This is a genomic window from Sphingobium sp. ba1, from assembly GCF_000743655.1.
GTDB lineage: Bacteria > Pseudomonadota > Alphaproteobacteria > Sphingomonadales > Sphingomonadaceae > Sphingobium.
The window spans coordinates 627,617-643,485 of record NZ_JPPQ01000069.1 but is presented as its reverse complement, the minus strand read 5'-3'; the positions used below and the strand labels follow the sequence as shown (position 1 = coordinate 643,485).

Annotated in this window: 21 protein-coding genes and 1 pseudogene; 11 read left to right on the top strand and 11 right to left on the bottom strand. The window is 62.4% G+C overall.

All coding sequences use genetic code 11. The features are described from left to right. The coding region (locus IL54_RS06115; protein ID WP_193378819.1) for an HAD-IC family P-type ATPase at nucleotides 1-372 on the top strand (372 nt) is incomplete at its 5' end. Continuing rightward, a complete protein-coding gene (gene cueR, locus IL54_RS06110; RefSeq protein WP_020820526.1) occupies nucleotides 369-767 on the top strand; it encodes a Cu(I)-responsive transcriptional regulator in 399 nt (132 codons plus the stop codon). The genes IL54_RS06115 and cueR, both read left to right, overlap by 4 nt. A 26-nt stretch (nucleotides 768-793) precedes the next feature. On the opposite strand, the gene IL54_RS06105 is transcribed toward cueR, so the two are convergent. The 4 genes from IL54_RS06105 to IL54_RS06090 form a co-directional block, all read right to left on the bottom strand. Further along, nucleotides 794-1,429 carry a response regulator transcription factor gene (locus tag IL54_RS06105; RefSeq protein WP_021235673.1) on the bottom strand — a complete coding sequence of 212 codons (636 nt, stop codon included), beginning with the start codon at nucleotides 1,427-1,429 and terminating at the stop codon, nucleotides 794-796. A gap of 717 nt (nucleotides 1,430-2,146) precedes the next feature. Next, the gene (locus tag IL54_RS22750) at nucleotides 2,147-2,629 is read right to left on the bottom strand and encodes a response regulator (protein WP_076605464.1); all 483 of its coding nucleotides are present in this window, start codon (nucleotides 2,627-2,629) and stop codon (nucleotides 2,147-2,149) included. Between the two features lie 142 nt (nucleotides 2,630-2,771). Beyond that, nucleotides 2,772-3,191 carry a hypothetical protein gene (locus IL54_RS06095; RefSeq protein ID WP_037474043.1) on the bottom strand — a complete coding sequence of 140 codons (420 nt, stop codon included), beginning with the start codon at nucleotides 3,189-3,191 and terminating at the stop codon, nucleotides 2,772-2,774. Beyond that, nucleotides 3,188-3,742, bottom strand: a complete 555-nt coding sequence (locus IL54_RS06090) for a diguanylate cyclase domain-containing protein (RefSeq protein ID WP_037474040.1) — start codon at nucleotides 3,740-3,742, stop codon at nucleotides 3,188-3,190. Before IL54_RS06090 ends, IL54_RS06095 begins: the two co-directional genes overlap by 4 nt. A 103-nt stretch (nucleotides 3,743-3,845) precedes the next feature. Here IL54_RS06090 and IL54_RS06085 point away from each other — a divergent pair, with 103 nt between their 5' ends. Further along, nucleotides 3,846-4,100, top strand: a complete 255-nt coding sequence (locus IL54_RS06085) for a helix-turn-helix domain-containing protein (protein WP_037474038.1) — start codon at nucleotides 3,846-3,848, stop codon at nucleotides 4,098-4,100. Here the strand turns inward: IL54_RS06085 and IL54_RS23985 are convergent. Further along, nucleotides 4,097-4,585 (bottom strand): hypothetical protein, encoded by a 489-nt coding sequence (locus IL54_RS23985; RefSeq protein WP_137863633.1) that lies wholly within the window; start codon nucleotides 4,583-4,585, stop codon nucleotides 4,097-4,099. The two genes, IL54_RS06085 and IL54_RS23985, sit on opposite strands and share 4 nt — an antisense overlap. Nucleotides 4,586-4,730: 145 nt before the next feature. On the opposite strand from IL54_RS23985, the gene IL54_RS06080 reads away from it, so the two are divergent. From IL54_RS06080 to IL54_RS06075, 3 genes are all read left to right on the top strand, one after another. Further along, the gene (locus IL54_RS06080) at nucleotides 4,731-5,201 is read left to right on the top strand and encodes an Hsp20 family protein (protein WP_037474036.1); all 471 of its coding nucleotides are present in this window, start codon (nucleotides 4,731-4,733) and stop codon (nucleotides 5,199-5,201) included. Between the two features lie 93 nt (nucleotides 5,202-5,294). After that, a complete protein-coding gene (locus tag IL54_RS22140) occupies nucleotides 5,295-5,534 on the top strand; it encodes an NADH dehydrogenase ubiquinone Fe-S protein 4 (protein ID WP_052027569.1) in 240 nt (79 codons plus the stop codon). A 17-nt stretch (nucleotides 5,535-5,551) separates the two neighbouring features. After that, complete coding sequence (locus IL54_RS06075) at nucleotides 5,552-5,734, top strand: hypothetical protein (RefSeq protein WP_037474033.1); 183 nt, start codon at nucleotides 5,552-5,554, stop codon at nucleotides 5,732-5,734. A gap of 10 nt (nucleotides 5,735-5,744) precedes the next feature. On the opposite strand, the gene IL54_RS06070 is transcribed toward IL54_RS06075, so the two are convergent. The 5 genes from IL54_RS06070 to IL54_RS06050 form a co-directional block, all read right to left on the bottom strand. Next, the gene (locus IL54_RS06070) at nucleotides 5,745-6,116 is read right to left on the bottom strand and encodes a hypothetical protein (RefSeq protein ID WP_037474030.1); all 372 of its coding nucleotides are present in this window, start codon (nucleotides 6,114-6,116) and stop codon (nucleotides 5,745-5,747) included. Then, complete coding sequence (locus IL54_RS06065; RefSeq protein ID WP_052027568.1) at nucleotides 6,113-6,373, bottom strand: hypothetical protein; 261 nt, start codon at nucleotides 6,371-6,373, stop codon at nucleotides 6,113-6,115. The genes IL54_RS06070 and IL54_RS06065 overlap by 4 nt, the downstream gene beginning before the upstream one ends. Before the next feature lie 162 nt (nucleotides 6,374-6,535). Further along, nucleotides 6,536-7,420, bottom strand: a complete 885-nt coding sequence (locus IL54_RS06060; protein WP_037474028.1) for a ribose-phosphate pyrophosphokinase — start codon at nucleotides 7,418-7,420, stop codon at nucleotides 6,536-6,538. Continuing rightward, nucleotides 7,417-8,955 (bottom strand): thymidine phosphorylase family protein, encoded by a 1,539-nt coding sequence (locus tag IL54_RS06055; protein ID WP_037474025.1) that lies wholly within the window; start codon nucleotides 8,953-8,955, stop codon nucleotides 7,417-7,419. Before IL54_RS06055 ends, IL54_RS06060 begins: the two co-directional genes overlap by 4 nt. Beyond that, the gene (locus IL54_RS06050; RefSeq protein WP_193378818.1) at nucleotides 8,952-10,412 is read right to left on the bottom strand and encodes an MBL fold metallo-hydrolase RNA specificity domain-containing protein; all 1,461 of its coding nucleotides are present in this window, start codon (nucleotides 10,410-10,412) and stop codon (nucleotides 8,952-8,954) included. Before IL54_RS06050 ends, IL54_RS06055 begins: the two co-directional genes overlap by 4 nt. 273 nt (nucleotides 10,413-10,685) lie before the next feature. On the opposite strand from IL54_RS06050, the gene IL54_RS06045 reads away from it, so the two are divergent. The 4 genes from IL54_RS06045 to IL54_RS25825 all read left to right on the top strand — a co-directional run bounded on the left by IL54_RS06045 (nucleotide 10,686) and on the right by IL54_RS25825 (nucleotide 12,409). Continuing rightward, nucleotides 10,686-10,934 (top strand): DUF2933 domain-containing protein, encoded by a 249-nt coding sequence (locus tag IL54_RS06045; RefSeq protein WP_037477917.1) that lies wholly within the window; start codon nucleotides 10,686-10,688, stop codon nucleotides 10,932-10,934. Next, nucleotides 10,931-11,191, top strand: a complete 261-nt coding sequence (locus IL54_RS25835; protein WP_443210432.1) for a hypothetical protein — start codon at nucleotides 10,931-10,933, stop codon at nucleotides 11,189-11,191. Before IL54_RS06045 ends, IL54_RS25835 begins: the two co-directional genes overlap by 4 nt. Next, nucleotides 11,188-11,655 carry a methyltransferase family protein gene (locus tag IL54_RS25830; protein WP_443210430.1) on the top strand — a complete coding sequence of 156 codons (468 nt, stop codon included), beginning with the start codon at nucleotides 11,188-11,190 and terminating at the stop codon, nucleotides 11,653-11,655. Before IL54_RS25835 ends, IL54_RS25830 begins: the two co-directional genes overlap by 4 nt. A 412-nt stretch (nucleotides 11,656-12,067) precedes the next feature. Beyond that, entirely contained in the window at nucleotides 12,068-12,409 is a 342-nt protein-coding gene (locus IL54_RS25825) for a winged helix-turn-helix transcriptional regulator (protein WP_076605463.1), read from the top strand. 612 nt (nucleotides 12,410-13,021) lie between these two features. On the opposite strand, the pseudogene IL54_RS06030 reads toward IL54_RS25825, so the two are convergent. Then, a pseudogene (locus tag IL54_RS06030) lies at nucleotides 13,022-13,513 on the bottom strand (IS630 family transposase); the annotation flags it as partial. A 289-nt stretch (nucleotides 13,514-13,802) separates the two neighbouring features. On the opposite strand from IL54_RS06030, the gene IL54_RS22740 reads away from it, so the two are divergent. Beyond that, nucleotides 13,803-15,869, top strand: a 2,067-nt coding sequence (locus IL54_RS22740; RefSeq protein ID WP_076605550.1) for a Tn3 family transposase, incomplete at its 3' end; no start/stop codon positions are given.

The following is a 15,869-nucleotide window of genomic DNA, read 5'->3' as shown; positions in this document are numbered from 1 at the left end:
CGCGAGGGGCGGGTGGTCGCCATGGCCGGCGACGGTGTCAACGACGCCCCCGCGCTGGCCGCCGCCGATGTCGGCATCGCCATGGGCTCGGGCACCGACGTCGCCATCGAGAGCGCGGGCGTGACCCTGCTCAAGGGCGACCTCACCGGCATCGTCCGGGCGCGTAAGCTCAGCCAGGCGACCATGTCGAACATCCGCCAGAACCTCGTCTTCGCCTTCATCTACAATGTCGCGGGCGTGCCGGTGGCGGCGGGCGCGCTCTATCCGCTGTTCGGCATCCTGCTCTCGCCGATCATCGCGGCCGCCGCCATGGCGCTCTCCTCGGTCAGCGTGGTCACCAACGCGCTGCGACTCAACCGGAAGGCGCTGTGAACATCGGCGAGACGTCTCGGCGGAGCGGCGTCTCGGAGCGGATGATCCGCCATTATGAGAAGATAGGCCTCATCCCGGCGCCGCCGCGCCGGGGTGCGGGCTATCGCGACTATGACGAGCGCGATCTTCATCGCCTGCGGTTCATCGCCAATGCGCGCGATCTGGGGTTTCCGATCGAGGAGATCCGCACTTTGCTCGGCCTTTGGGCGGATACGGGTCGCGCGAGTGGCGAGGTGAAGCGGCTTGCGCTGGCCCGTGCCGAGGAATTCGAGCGCAAGGCGGCAGCGCTGACGGCGCTGCGCGACACGCTGGTCGATCTCGCCGAACGCTGCCACGGCGACGCGCGGCCGGATTGTCCGATCATTGCCGAACTCGCCACGGGCCGATCCGCATAACGTCCGATGTCGCAGGATGGTGAAGCCTAATGGCGATCGTCCTCAGGCGATCCGTTCAGGTCCACAGCAAACGCGATCCGTAGCAAGTCGGGCAAACTTTGGGCTCCCAGTTTGACCATCAGGCTGGCTCGATCCAGCTCGACCGTGCGCGGCGTGGTACCGAGTTCATCTGCGATAAAGCTATTGGGATAGCCTCGCGCAATCCCTCTAAGAACGGCCCGTTCGCGCTGCGTCAGTCTCGCGGCTTTCGACAGCGCGTCGGCCTGTTCTGCGGCACGCCCGGTTATATTCTCCAGCGAGCTGAAGGCGCGGTCGATCGCGCCAAGCAATGCGGCCTTTTCGACCGGTTTGGCGAGAAAGTCGGCAGCGCCCGCCTGCATTGCCTGCACGGCGAGCGTGGGATCGCCATTGCCGGTGAGCATGACGACAGGCATATCAATCCCGCGTCGCGTCAGCTCCACCTGGACCTGAAGGCCGTCCATGTCCGGCATGTGCATGTCGAGGATCACGCAGCCTTTCTTAGCGTCACCCGCGGCCGACAGAAACTCCGGCCCCGAAGCGTAGGCCTCGACGGCGAAGCCGGCGGTACGCAACGTGAATCGCAGTGCCTTTCGGATTGTCTCTTCGTCATCGACGATGTGAACGACGCGCTTGTTCCCCATACTCCTCGGATCGATCTGGAGTGCCGCGCCGCAAAGGCACCGCTATTGGGGAGGCCTCTTACGGGCAGGACCATGGTCCAAGGTCAAGGCCGAAATATTGCCGCAGCAGTTCCAACGGCGCAGGTGCTCGACATCGCCCCGATACGGCGGCTCTTACCACTGGAGTTCGGGCACCTCCGTCTGGTCTCCTGGAAGGGGGGCGCCCCAAAACGCGGCGGCCGAAAACGTACACGCCCTCAACGGGGCTGAACGCGCTACCTGCAAAAAGGGGCGTGAGGCCCAAAAGTGCGTCTGTCGGGCTCGACTTCAGAGCCGCAAAGCTCGGGCACCTGCTGGGGACATAGGAGCCGTTCTAGGCCGAGAATCTGACGTCGCTGACCAATCCTCAGGTCCGGACAAAAATTGGAAACAGTACACATGCGAGAAAATTGTGAGCGGCCAGTCATTCGCTATCCCAAGGACGTACCGGACGCACCCTTTGACGTTTCCCGAGACCGTCGTGCCGGACGTGTGCGACAGTGAACATAGGCGCCGCACCCCATCGACCCCCCTTCTTTTAAACGGCAGTCTATCGCACCCAATGCGTAATCCGACGAGTTTCATTCTCTCGGAAGGTGCATAGCGATAGGTTTGCGCTTATGACGCGCTGCGGCCCTCCAGCGTGTGCGGCTGACCACTCCCGGCGGCAACCTGTTTGTCGCCGGGAGACCAATTGACCTATCGGCGCGGCTCCGGCGCATCGGGATACCGCGCGTCATAGGCGGCCGCATGAGATCCGACGCCAAAGCGCTGGATCGCTGCTTGTTCGGCCGCGATGGCGTGCGCCAGCGTGACGGGCTTGTCGAGTGCATCCGCCTGCGCATGCGCTAGCTCGGCTGCGTGCCATGCCTCAAGAATATCGCCATCCGAAAGAATCGGAACGCCATGCTCCTCCATCAGCACGTCAAGCTGGTGTAGCAACTCGGCGGCGCGATAGGGCTTGGCGATAAAGCCCGCACGGTCGGGTAATGCTTCCGGTTCAGGTCGGACGCGGCCTGAATTTACGAGAACGACCGTTTCGGGCCAGCGCTCCCGGATCGTGCTGGCGAGCGCCAGGCCATCCATGTCGCCGGGCATTTCAATATCGGTCATGACGATCCGAATGTCTTGGCGCTCTTCAAGAATTGTGAGCGCGTCTTGTGCGTCGCACGCCTCGAACACGCGGTATCCCGCATCCTGAGAATTTTGGTCGCGAAGACGCGCACGAGCGGTTCATCCTCGACAACCAGAGCAACACTATAGTCCAGCGCCGGACCTTGCGGTTTCTCCATCAGACTGGTTCCTCTACACCCCCCTTGGCGTCCTAAGTCTCCCCGCGCTGTGCCTCCGCGACGTCGCGGAGGATAGCGCTCCAACACGCGATAAGCAGCCCCTCATCGTCCGATCTCTCGTTGGTCGCGGCCGCGTAGATACCAAGGAGGCGGGCAACTTCATCGACCGGAGCGCCGCCCTGGCGCGCCATCAGCGTGGCGAACATCGCCAGCGCGCCGCCGATCGCGCGTACCAACGCAGGATCGGCGGCAAGCTGCGACGTGGATTCTGGCGTGTCGATGCTGTCGTCCGGCAGCGTGTCACCCGGCTTCATCGGGGAAACCCTTTCAGCGGCATCGATCGCCGCCTGCAAATGGTTCGCCGCGCGATGCTCTCTCGCCTCGTCGAGCATCGCGATAGCTTCGCGCATGAGGGCGATGGCACGCCGGCGAAGCGAAGCCAGATCTTTCATGTCCTGCCCTTGCGGAGGCAGGCCGTGGCCAACACCGGCCTGAGCGCTGGCGGATCGCCGGCCCTGGCGATCTCGACGGCATTCTTACCCGTCTGCCTGGCGCGATACGTTGCCTGACCGGCAAGGTGCATCAATTCGTCAGCGTTGCGCGGGGCATCGGAAGGGATCAGCACCGCCCCCATGCTGCACGTCACCGGATAAGGCGGGCCTGCCAGAACAGTCCTCAGGCGGGCGTGGATGTCCTGTGCGAAGCTCTGGCCTTCGGCGATAGGGCCAAAAATGCTCGGGCCTGTCGGAGGCCCTACCTGCAGGCCAGGCATGACGGCCAGGATCGCTGCAAACACTGCGACGGAATAGCCCTCGCGCGCGCCAAGGCCCCATGCGGATCCACAGATGATCGGCATATAGAGGCGCGCGAACCCGACGGTGGGCACGGCGTGGTCGAGCGCTGCGAGGGCCCCGGTGGCGGCGACGATCGCGAGCCAGATTTTCTCTCGCGAAAGAGCTTCAAGATACCCGGCCAATCGGCCGACAGGCAAATGGCTGTTCATGCGCGTTTTCCAAACTCGGCGAATCTTTCAACTTAGCAGCGGTCCGAAAAATGATACTTAAAACCCGTCGCCTTATAACCATCTTGCAGGCGATTCATGAAGGGTGAAACGCGCCGATCCTGGATGTTTACGTGCTACCGTTGCAGCGAATATCCGCCGATACCGGAAAGCCCTTGGTGTCAGCCAACAGGTCTTCGCCTATGATATCGAGATGGATCGCACCTATTTCGGCGGGATTGAGCGCGGCGAGCGCAATGTTTCGATCGACAATATCGAGCGCATCGCCACGGGATTGAAGATCAGCGCGCATCTTTTGCTGATGCAGCCCGAAATTCTGGCTGTGGAAGCCGATAGCTAGGCGAAATGTGGCCGGGCACGGCCTTTTACTGGCAACGCATGCGTAGCCATATTTCGAAGCTGTGCGGGCCTTGCGCGATGCGCCGGATCGCCGCCAGCATCCTGCGGCGGACAACCCACTGGAAACCTGCCCACGCTGCGCGCAATCTCGGCGTAGCTTTGGCCGCTGACTTTATTCAGCACGAATGTCTCGCGCGCTGCCGGCGTCAATGTGTCGAGAGTGGCCCTCATCACGGTTTCGGTGTCGTCGGCGCTGCCAAGCGCCCATTCGATCGTGATCGCAGCGACTGCTTCGGGGCGGCCCAGTTGACGGGCAGGGCGCGTTGTCGTGCGATATGGTCCGTGATCGTCATCGTCGCGCGTCTCGCCTTGCGGTTGGTTGGGGCACTGCCCGGTTGAGAAACCGACATTGAAATCCCGTTCACGGGCGCTGTCAGCCCGACTTGGTAGGGGCGCATCTCGTGCGCTAGGGGATGCGCCATCCATGCCTATCGACAGTCCTTCTTGAAACCGCGTGGCGCTTTACTAATTAAAGTTGCCGGGCGCCGTGTTCGGGTCCGGTGGACATGGAGGGCGCCGGCTCTTCCCGGCGCATCTCATGCCCAGATCGCTTCCCTAGGAGGATTTGGAAATGAGAAGCACGTTTGACTTTGCGCCGTATCGGCGTTCCACCGTTGGCTTCGACCGCTTGTTCAACATGCTCGAAGCGGGTCAGCGCGAGGATGATGGCTTTCCACCGTTCGACATCGTGAGGGACGGCGAGGACAGCTATCGCATAACGCTGGCCGTCGCCGGCTTCCGACCGAACGAAATCGAGGTCGTTGCCCAGCAGAATCAGCTCACCGTCGCCGGCCAACGCGCCGAGGATGAGGACGAGGCCGACTATCTGCATCGCGGCATCGCGACCTGTTCGTTCGAGCGGCGATTCCAGCTTGCCGACTTCATCGAGGCCGGCGAGGCGACATTCGAGTATGGCTTGCTGAGCATCCAGCTCAAGCGGGTCGTTCCCGAAGCGATGAAACCGCGCAAGATCGAGATCAGCGGCGGTGCGAACGCCGCTAATGACCGCATCGAGGCACCCAAGGACGCCCAGGCGGCCTGATCGCGATCATAATCGGCTCGCCGGCGCCGTCCCCGTGGGGGCGGTGGCCGGCGGGTCATGCTCCAACTCTAGCCAGACAAGGAGATAACCGTCATGGCGCTCCGTGATTTGATCCCCTGGAGCCGGCAGGAGAACCGGCTTCCCGCGGGCGGGACCGGCGCGGCCAGTGGCGGCGTCCGCTTCGAGCCGCGCTGTCTCCCCTTTGTCGAACCGTTGACGGGATGGAGCGGCGGGCGCGATCCTCTTGCCCATGTCGAGCTGCGATTTCACGATCGTGATGCGGCCGAGCGCTATTGCCGTTCGACAGGACTGGTATTCCGGCTCGGCGCGTAGCCGGGCCTTCTAGGAGGTTGACGGGTTTGAGAAGTGTCGACGACGATCTGGACTATTACATGAGGCGCGCGGCTCAGGAGTGGGCGGCGGCCGAGACTGCGGCGATGCCAGAGGCGATCATCGTTCACGCGCAGCTCGCGCGCGCCTATGACGCACGCGCGCGGGCGCTCCGGGAGCATGCGGCGGGCGTGGCGTCATAGAACAGCCGCGCTAGAGCCTCTCCGGCTCGGCAGCCTCGATCACGGTGCTCAGCCGTTCGATCACGGCCGCGTTCGTAGCCGTTTTTGGAAGTTCGCGCTGCGCAAAGCGTTTCAGGCGTCGCACGTCGCGCGCGGGAAGCGCGAGGCGTAGCAATGTCTGGTCGAGCTTGTCCCGGTCCACTGACTGCGCCTGCTTGCCCGACTGCAGGAGATGATCGAGCAGGCGCTTGCGATCGGCGAAGCTCCAATCGAGCCGCGCCAGTTCATCCGGAGAGAGCGACAGCAGCGCGAGCGCAATCTCCATGATGTCGGCAAAGGGCAGCAAGACCGTGACGGTCCGGCTGCCCCGTTCACGCCAGCGCCGCAACGCGCTGCGGCTCATTGCCGGGTCTCTGAACCGGGCGATATATGCCGGTCGCCCGCGCCGCGCTCAGCGCGATCGAGCCAGCGCAGCGCTGCCATCACATCGTCGACCGGCACCGGGCTGCTGGCGCCTGGTGGGCGACGGAGGGCCGGTTGGCCCTCGACGGCCGAGCGATCGGACGCCCAGGAGGCGAGGATGGCGCGCTTCACTTCGGGCTCAAGCTGTGGGTGCCGAGCAACGATGAAGGGATCAAGGAACGAGCGTGTGTGCGACATGACATATCCTCCTTTCCTGCCGCGACTCTCTCCGAAAAGGGAGTTCCCAGAAGATTGGTTCGGACTTACTTAGGGTCAATGGATGAGGATGCGCCCAGCGCTTGCCGGGCGCTCGTTTTCTTCGTGCATTGAGCACTAAAGAACTAACGCGCAGTACACCGATTAAATTCCGTGGCGAACGGCCTCCGCAATCGCCGGCATCACGTCGATTTTATTCGAGGTATGTGCAACAGCGTTCGTGCTGACGATCCTCTCGACAAGCTCACCCAGAACGTGCGCCGCATCGCCGGCAAAAAGCGGATGCACGACCACGCAATGCGGTCGCGCGAACCCCATGCCGACCAGCTGGCGCGCCGCCTCGGCGAGGGTCCGGCCGGACGAGGCGATATCGTCGACCAGCACTGGCTGGCGATCGAGAAAAGCTGGGGCATTCGGAATCGAGATGGTGACGTCACGGTCGCCAGACCGGATTTTCTCGCACACGAGAAACGGAGCATCCGCATCGGCCGCCACCTGCGAGACCCACTGTTCGCTTTCCAGGTCCGGACCGATGATCAGCGGACGAGCGACATTGCGCTTGATCCACGAGGCCAGAAGCGGCGCGGCATGAACAATCTGGGTCGGGATGCGGTAGATTTCCGACAGCGCATGATAGCGATGGAGATGCGGATCGACCGTCACCAGCCAGTCGAGATGGCGGGACAGGATCGCGGCAAAGGTTCGCGACGTCACCGCCTCGCCGGGATGGAAGCGTATGTCCTGACGCATGTAAGCGAGATAGGGGGCGACGAGCCCGATCCGGCGTGCGCCCAGCTCGCGCGCCGTGTCGGCTGCGAACAGGAGCGGCAACAGCTTGGCGTCCGGATGATCGAGACTGGACAGCAGGATGACCTCGCGGTCGCTGACGTCGTTTACGACCCTGAGATAGGTTTCCCCGTCAGGAAACTGACGATGCTCGATCGTGCCGACTTCTGCATCGAGCGCGGCGAATAGCGGCTGTGCCAAGGCCTCGCTGCCTGGCAGCGCGAACAGCACGGGCCGGTTCATAGCGCTTCAATCCCGAAGATCGGCCCGTCGCTCACCGCATAGGCCGCCGCATAGTCGAGCTCGCCCGGACTCTCGGCATGGATGGTGCACAAGGGAGCCCCGGCATCCACCATCTGGTTCAGCCGACACTGCAGCGCGACGCCGGCGGCCTTGGCCATCGGCGCGCCGGCGAGCTTCGCGACCGTCGCAAGCTTGCGGTTGTCGATACTCATCAGGCGGCCGCGATGGGGAGCGATCATGTCCTGCTGAAACCGAGCGACCGGAGGAGCTCGCATGCCGCCCTGCGCTTCGCAGATACGTTGGAACTTGGCCCAGGCCCGGCCGCTTTCGAGGCACTCGAGCGCCCGCGCATAGCCTTTGCCGGCGGATGCCGCCTCGGTGAGCTCGAGGAGTCCTCCCGCCAGCTCGCAGGCCCGGTGTGCGAGATCTTCGACGCCCACCTGACCCTGGAGCACGCCAAGGATGTCCTGCGCCTCGAGCGCCGGGCCGATGCCCCGTCCGATCGGCTCCGCGCCGGGGCCGCGCATCACGCGCGTGCGAAGCCCGAAGGCTTGGGCGACCGAGCTCAGCGCGCGCTCGAGCGTGTCGGCGGCATCGGCGCCGCGTACCTTCGCCGTCGGCCCAACCGGGATGTCGATGACCAGATGGGTCGCACCGGCCGCGATTTTCTTGGACAGCACCGAGGCGACCATCTGCCCGACGGCATCGATATCGAGCACCCGTTCCACGCCGATGATCACATCGTCGGCCGGACTGAGATTAACGGCGCCGCCCCAGGCGATGCAGCCGCCTTCGCGCTCGACCACTTTGCGGATTGCGGAAACGTCGAGGTCGACAGGGGCCAGCACCTCCATCGTGTCCGCCGTGCCGGCCGGCGAGGTGATCGCCCGCGACGATGTCTTCGGCATGATGAGGCCCTCGGCGGCCATGATCGAGACGATGATCGGCGTGGTGCGATTGCCCGGCAATCCACCGACGCTATGCTTGTCGACGATGACCTCTCCGGGCCACTGCAATCGCTCGCCGACATCGACCATCGCCCTGGTCAGGCTGATCGTTTCGTCCGTATCGAGCGGGACCGCTGAGCAGGCCGTGACGAACGCCGAGAGATGGACATCGCTATAGCGTCGCTCGGCGATGTCGGTGATGATCGCTGAAAAAGCCCCATCGGAAAGCCGATTGCCATAGACGCGCCGACGCACGTCGCTGAGCGAGGCGAGAGGCTGGGCGTGCGCGATCTCGACCGGATCGCCGTCACTGACGCCGAGCCGCTGCCAAGCGGATTCGGACAGGCCGATCTCGCCTGGCGCTGGAGCCTCCGCGGAACTATGCAGCAGCGAGACGACGATTTCCCGCCCGCCGGCGCGCAGCGCAACTTGCGCGCGCGACGCGAGACCTTCCGAGCGGCAGACCAGACAGTCGTGGCGCATGACCGCGATCTGATCGCTTCCGGCGGCCGACAGGCCGATGCGGTGTGCCCGCAGCGTCGTCGCGACAGGCTCTGCTTCGGCGTCCTCGATAATCCCGGGCTTCATGCGAGCATGCCCCAGCTACCCAGCGCCGGTACGCTGCATGCCCAGCCCAGCTCCTCCGAGACGCGCTTTGCCAGAACCTGGGCGCCGGTCGGCTCGCCATGGGTGACATAGACATGGCGTGGGGCCTCGTGCAGAGACCCGAGCCAGCGCATCAGCTCGTCACTGTCGGCATGGGCCGAGAGCATCGTCAGGTTGGCGACCTCGGCTTCGACCGGGATATACTCACCGTGGATCTTGATCGTCCGGGCGCCTCCGATCATGGCGGCGCCGCGGGTGCCCGCCGCCTGGAAGCCCGAGAAGAGGATGAGGTTCTTCCCATCCGGCGCGAAGCGCTTGAGATGGTGGAGCACGCGGCCGCCCGTCGCCATTCCACTGGCCGAGATGATGACCTTAGGGGCGGGGTTGGCGGTGAGTTCTTTGGATTCTTCCACTTCGCGCACATAGTGCGCGACCCCGCACGCCGCTTCACACTCGGCGCGTGTCAGGCGATGCTCGTCCATGAAATCGCACATCAGCCCGCTCGCGTTGATCGCCAGCGGGCTGTCGAGGAAGATCGGGACGTCGCGCAGACGGCCTTCGGCGCGCAGCCGGGAAAAATGGTAGAGCAGGGACTGGACGCGGCCCACGGCGAAGGCGGGGATCACCACGGTCCCGCCACGCTTGACGCACCGTTCGACATGGTCCCCCAGGGTCTTGGTCGGATCGACCTGTTCGTGGCGGCGATCGCCATAGGTGGATTCCACGAGGACATAATCGGCACGGGCAGGTGGCTCGGGATCCTTCATGACTGCGTCGCCATAGCGCCCGACATCACCTGAGAAGAGGATCGTGCGGCCCTTCCAATCGATCTCGATCGAGGCGGCGCCGAGGATGTGGCCGGCGCGATGATAGCGCGCCCTGATGCCGTCCGCGATCGGGTGCCACGCCCCGAACTCGACCGTGCGGAACAGCTGCAGCGCAAGGCGGGCGTCAGCCTGCGTGTAGAGCGGCAGCGCGGGCTGGTGCCTGGAAAAGCCGTGGCGATTGGCGAACTCCGCATCCTTTTCCTGGAGGTGCCCGCTGTCGGGGAGCAGAAGCTCGCACAAAGCTTCGGTCGCCCGGGTGCTGAGGACGGTCCCGTCCCAGTCAAGGCGCGCCATGCGTGGCAGCGCGCCGGAATGATCAAGATGCGCGTGCGTCAGCAGCAACAGGCCGACATCGGCAACCTCGGGCGCGATCGGCGCCCAATTGAGGCGGCGCAAATCCCTCGGACCCTGGAACAGGCCGGAATCGACCACGACCTGCGTATCGCCGTCGTCCACCAGATAGCGCGACCCTGTCACCGTTTCCGATGCGCCGAGGAACGCGACGCCAAGGCCGTCGGCAGGTCGCGTGGCGAGGTCGATCCTTGCTTCCCGTTCGAGCAGGTTCACCCCGACATGGCCGCGGGAATGATGCTTTTTCCTTTTCTTGTGCATGAACTCTGGCCTGCCTCTCACGCTTATTGTCCTTAGCGCAGCATTGGTGGACGACCAGCGCACGCCTATACGCAAAAGCCGCAGAATGACGGCCGCGTCATGACCACTGCGTAACGCCGATAGGGATGGTGAGGTTTGTGAACCAGCCGGCATCGCCTTCTTGGGCGAATGACGGACTTCGGTCTCTACTTATACCTTGCTCCCGGGACTCGGATCTATGCTCGCAAGACATTGGCGAGAGAAGAGCGGCATGTGGACGGGCATGACCATCGCATGCGCAAGCGTGGAAAGATCGTTTTGATCGGCTTCCTGCTAGTCGCGGGCTTTTTCCTCATCACCGAGCACACCGCACATTTCCTGGGTGTGTTGCCCTATCTGATCCTGCTCGCCTGTCCGCTCATGCACCTGTTCATGCATCACGGTCATGGCGGCCATCAGCATGGCCATGACCAGATGCCGGGTGCTGTCCCGACCGGACTGCCTGCGAATTCGAACGAGCGCGTGGAAGGGGGGCCGCGATGACGCATACCGATTATGGCTATGGTCTTTGGGGGCTGGCGCTGGTCAACGCCTCCGTGTTCATCCTATTCGCGTACAGCTTCTTCAAACCCGCCACCGGGCGCGACTGGCGCAGCTTCGGCGCATTCAGCGCATTCATCGTTGCACTCTTCGCCGAAATGTATGGCTTCCCGCTCACCATCTTCTTGCTCTCGGGTTGGCTCCAGTCGCATTTCCCCGGCCTCGACTGGTGGAGCCACGATGCCATCTGCTCGAGATGATGTTCGGCTGGAGGGTCAACCCACATTTTGGCCCGTTCCATCTTGCCAGCTTCGTGCTGATCGGCGCGGGCTTCTGGCTGATCTCGGCCGGATGGGCGCCGCTTCACGCAGCCCAGCGCGTTCACAAGCCCGCAACGACGGGAATCTATGCCAAGGTTCGCCATCCGCAATATATCGGGTTCATCCTCGTGATGCTCGGATTTCTGCTGCAATGGCCGACGTTACTGACGCTCGCCATGTTTCCGGTGTTGGTGGTGATGTATATTCGCCTTGCCCGGCATGAGGAGAAGGCGGCGCTCGCGGAATTTGGCCAGGCATATCGTGCGTATATGGACCGCGTACCCGCCTTTGTTCCGCGGCTACGTGGTCGGTCGGCTCGTTTCTCCGACTCCAACCCCGCTCGGGGGGAGGCGGCAGGTAAGGCGATGAGGCCCGAAGAGCAAGCTCCGCCGCGCCGAGGCTGAGGGGTTGGACGCTTCGCCGCGTATTATATTCGAACGGTGACGCACGCATCAGGCGCGTTGCACTGCGGTACTTTGATTTGTCGGGAGTAGCTTCACTTGATTTGGCGGATCGCGTGACATGAAATCCGTCGTGGTACCCCAGAGTCGTCCCTCATCGGACCTTCGCGCATCGGCAAATCGTGATGTCAAAAAGCGCCTTCCCTCATCTGCTCTTCACTGGGACGAAGACGTACCAAGGCAGTGGTGGTCACAAGTTCGGCCGCTCGCCGCCGCCGTTCGCGCACGCCCTCCGCAATTGTCCATGAGCGGGTCGGCGACCCTCCAAGCACCGCCAAGCCGGGCCCGACGGAACCGCGAACGGCGTAGCTGACTCAGTCCGGCCGTGCGCCTTTTAGGGTGAGAAAGTAACTGGATGTGCATCGAGTCAGAAAGACAGCTTTTTCAAGCGATAGACCCTGCGGCGGCCGACGCGATATTCCATACATTGAGTGCCCGATGGGTGTTGCACATCCTGGTAGCCCTGAGCAAAGACGAGCTGCGATTTACATCCATTCGTCGAGCCATACCGAAAATCAGCGCTAATGTGCTCACGGTCCGCCTACGGGAATTGGAAGGCGTATCTCTGGTCTCGCGAATGATGTCGCCACCGCCTGAATCCTATCAACTCTATGGCTTGGGGCCATTGGCGCATGGTTTGAGACCTGCGCTCCAACATCTGGAGCAATGGAGGACTAAGCTCAGCTTACTCGAATGAAATGCAGCGTTTTAGGTCGATGCTTTATCGTCGACTGCGTTGAGACCACTCAACAGTGGATTTCCTGCTCCCCCGTGGTTGGCCCCTCGGCAGGAGAACAGCCGCGATCTCATCGTAGCTGATCGGGTGGACACGGTCGCTCGTGCGGAAACGCGCGATGTCCAACGTGTCGTCGCCGAACGTCACAGCAATCGAGTTTATGAGATAGGCTCGCTCCCGGGAGTAGGGCAGCATCCAGATCACTCGTTTTGTCGCGATATTTTGGCGTAGTCTGGTCAGTTTGAGCGTTAGCTGTCGGCTCGGCTGATCGTTGGATCCGACGGCGAGGACGGTGGTGCCATATAGCCTGGCGGGTTTACGCCACGCCAGTATCTGGTCGATGGTAGCGCCTGCCTCGACCACCGAATCGCACCCACTGGCGTATCGGTTATTGATCGCTCCCGACAGTCCGACGCCAATGCTGTCACCGATAACAAGGCACGCGAACATGCACATCCTCGTGTAGAGAGGCGACTGAGATTGCCGGACGGTACAGAACTTGGAACCAACTCGGCCTTGCTTAGTCTTCCATTGCCATAACGTGTGCAGCAAGCGCCGACACGTCGGCATGGCCTAGTCACCTGAATCCGAAGTTCGGTTCATTGTTTTTTGGCAGTATCGTTTGACCGAGGCGAGGATCTCGTCGGCTGACTTCACCCATTTGTACGGCTTGGGATTTTCATTGTGAGCCGCAATGAATGCCGTGATGTCGGCTTCAAGTTCCGCCGTCGATCGGTGGACGCCGCGCTGCAGCTGCTTGCGCGTCAATTCGGCAAACCAGCGCTCGACCTGATTGATCCAGGAGGCCGATGTCGGTGTGAAGTGGACATGCCAATGCGAACGACGCGCCAGCCAGGCCTTGATCTTCGGCGTCTTGTGAGTGGCATAGTTGTCCATCACAATGTGCACGTCCGGTCCCTTGGGCATCTCGGCATCGATCCGCTTGAGGAAGTCGAGAAACTCGGTTGCCCGGTGTCGTTTGTAGCACTTGCCGATCACCGCGCCGGTGGCGATATCGAGCGCCGCGAACAGTGATGTCGTACCGTTGCGGACGTAAGTATGAGAGGGCATAGCGTGGATGGTACGCTAAACAACGCTAAGGGCGAACAATCAGCGAACGCTTAGGCGGCGCGGCTATCCGGCGGCAGATTGAGGGCCTTGCGGCCAGCGGAAGCGGCTGCTCGATCCCAGAGGAAATCGCCCGAGAAAGCAATATGCTCCCAACCTACTGGGCCCAGTCGGCCCCAAGCTGCGATTTTGGCCAAGTCGGAGAACGTTTTGGGAACGTGGCATTCGGTATTGACGATGGAAATCATAGAAGAGGACAGTTCGCTCCATCATAGGGAGTGGGTTGATGGATCGGAGTATTCCGGGCGGGGATTTGATCGGACGATGGAGCCTGAGCTTTGCCGATATTGATTTTGTAAATTCGAAGCCGGCCCTGACGCGCCTTGGCCTCGCCGCGCAGCTGAAATTCTTCGCTTCCCTGGGGTTTTTCGCGATCGATCCCGGCTCAATCCCTACCGATGGCCTCTCGTATCTGGCCGAGCAACTCGGTGTCGAGGCTGGCGAGATAGCCGGTTATGACTTTTCCAGTCGGACAGCACGACGGCATTGTGCGGAGATCCTGATCCATCTTGGATATCACCGCATGAAGCGGGTGGATCGCGCGCAATTGACGGAATGGATTGCTGGCGAGCTGTGCCCGGGCGGCCAGTCGATCAATGCCATGCTTGAGCATGTTTTCCTGTGGTGCCGGGACCGGCGTATTTATGGGCCGTCGCGCAAGGAGCTTGAACGTGTCGTTCGCTCACAACGGCAAGATTATCTGGACACCTGGCTGATCGGAGCCAGTGATCGGCTTTCGTCAGATGCGGTGGCGTTATTGGAAGCCTCGCTTGCCGATCCGGACAGCTCGACCGGATTCAACAGGATGAAGGGTGACGCCGGACAGGCAACGCTCGACAACATTCTCGACGTGACCGAGAAACTCGCCTTTATCCAGAGACTTGATCTTCCCCATGATCTCCTGACGGCTACGGGCAAGCCATGGGTCGATCAGATTGTTCGCCGCGTTGCCGGTGAAAAGGCCTCGGAGATGCGCCGGCATGCGCCGGCGCGACAGCTCGGCCTTTATGCGATTTATCTAATGTCGCGGGAGGCGCAACTCACTGACGCGATGATCGACCTGCTGATCGAAACCGTTCACAAGATCGGAACGCGCTCGAAACGCAAGGTGGTGGGCGATATCGCGAAAGACATCGAGCGGGTCTATGGAAAGGAGCGCCTGCTGGTCGAGATCGCCAGCGCCTCGATCAATGAACCGTCGGGGCGCATCTGCGATGTCATTTTCCCGATCGCCGGTAAGGCCAAGCTGGCGGCGATCGTCAAGGAGAGCCATGCGAAGGGCGCTCTGGACCGGCGCATCTACAAGGTGATGCGTGGTTCCTGGGCCAATCATTACCGGCGCATGCTGCCAAGCCTGCTTTCCGTACTTGAGTTCCGGTCGAACAACGCGGTGTGGCGGCCGGTCCTGGCGGCCCTCGACTGGATCAGGAGCAAGGTGGATGGCGGATGCCGCTTCGTGCCATTGCAGGATGTTCCGATCGATGAGGTGATTCCAGCGCGATGGCGCAGTTCCGTCATTGATGACGATGGGCGGGTAAACCGGATCAGCTATGAGCTTTGCGTCCTGACGCAACTGCGCGACCGCATCCGCTCCAAAGAAATCTGGGTGGTCGGGGCGGATCGCTATCGCAATCCCGATGACGATCTTCCCAAGGACTTCGAGATCAGGCGAGATGCGTACTATTCCGGCCTCAGCCTGACGCCAGATGCGCAGGCGTTTTGCGCCTCGATCCGGGAGGAGCTTGAACGGGAACTGTTGCTCCTCAATGCCAATATTCCACAAAACGACAAGGTCCGGCTCCTGTGGCGCGGCGACAACCGGATATCGATTACACCGTTCAAGCCCTTGCCCGAACCGAAGGGTCTCGCTTCGATCAAAAGCGAGATCGGTCAGCGCTGGCCGATGACCGGACTGCTGGACGTGTTGAAAGAGGCTGCTCTGGACACGGGATTGATGGATGCTTTCGAAACGTCGGCCTCGCGGGTTACCCTGTCGAAAGCAGCCTTGGCTCAGCGTCTTTTGCTGTGTCTCTATGGCTTGGGCACGAACGCCGGGCTCAAGCGGGTCGCTGGCGCAACACCCGATGTCAGTTACGAGGAATTGCTGCATGTCCATCGCCGTTTCATCCACGCGCCAGCGCTGAGGGAGGCGTGCGCGCGGGTAGCAAACGCGACACTGGCAATCCGCAATGCCGCAGTATGGGGAGATGCGGGCACGGCATGCGCGTCCGATTCAACGAAGTTCGGCGCGTGGGACCGCAACCTGATGACGGAATGGCACGCCCGCTATGGC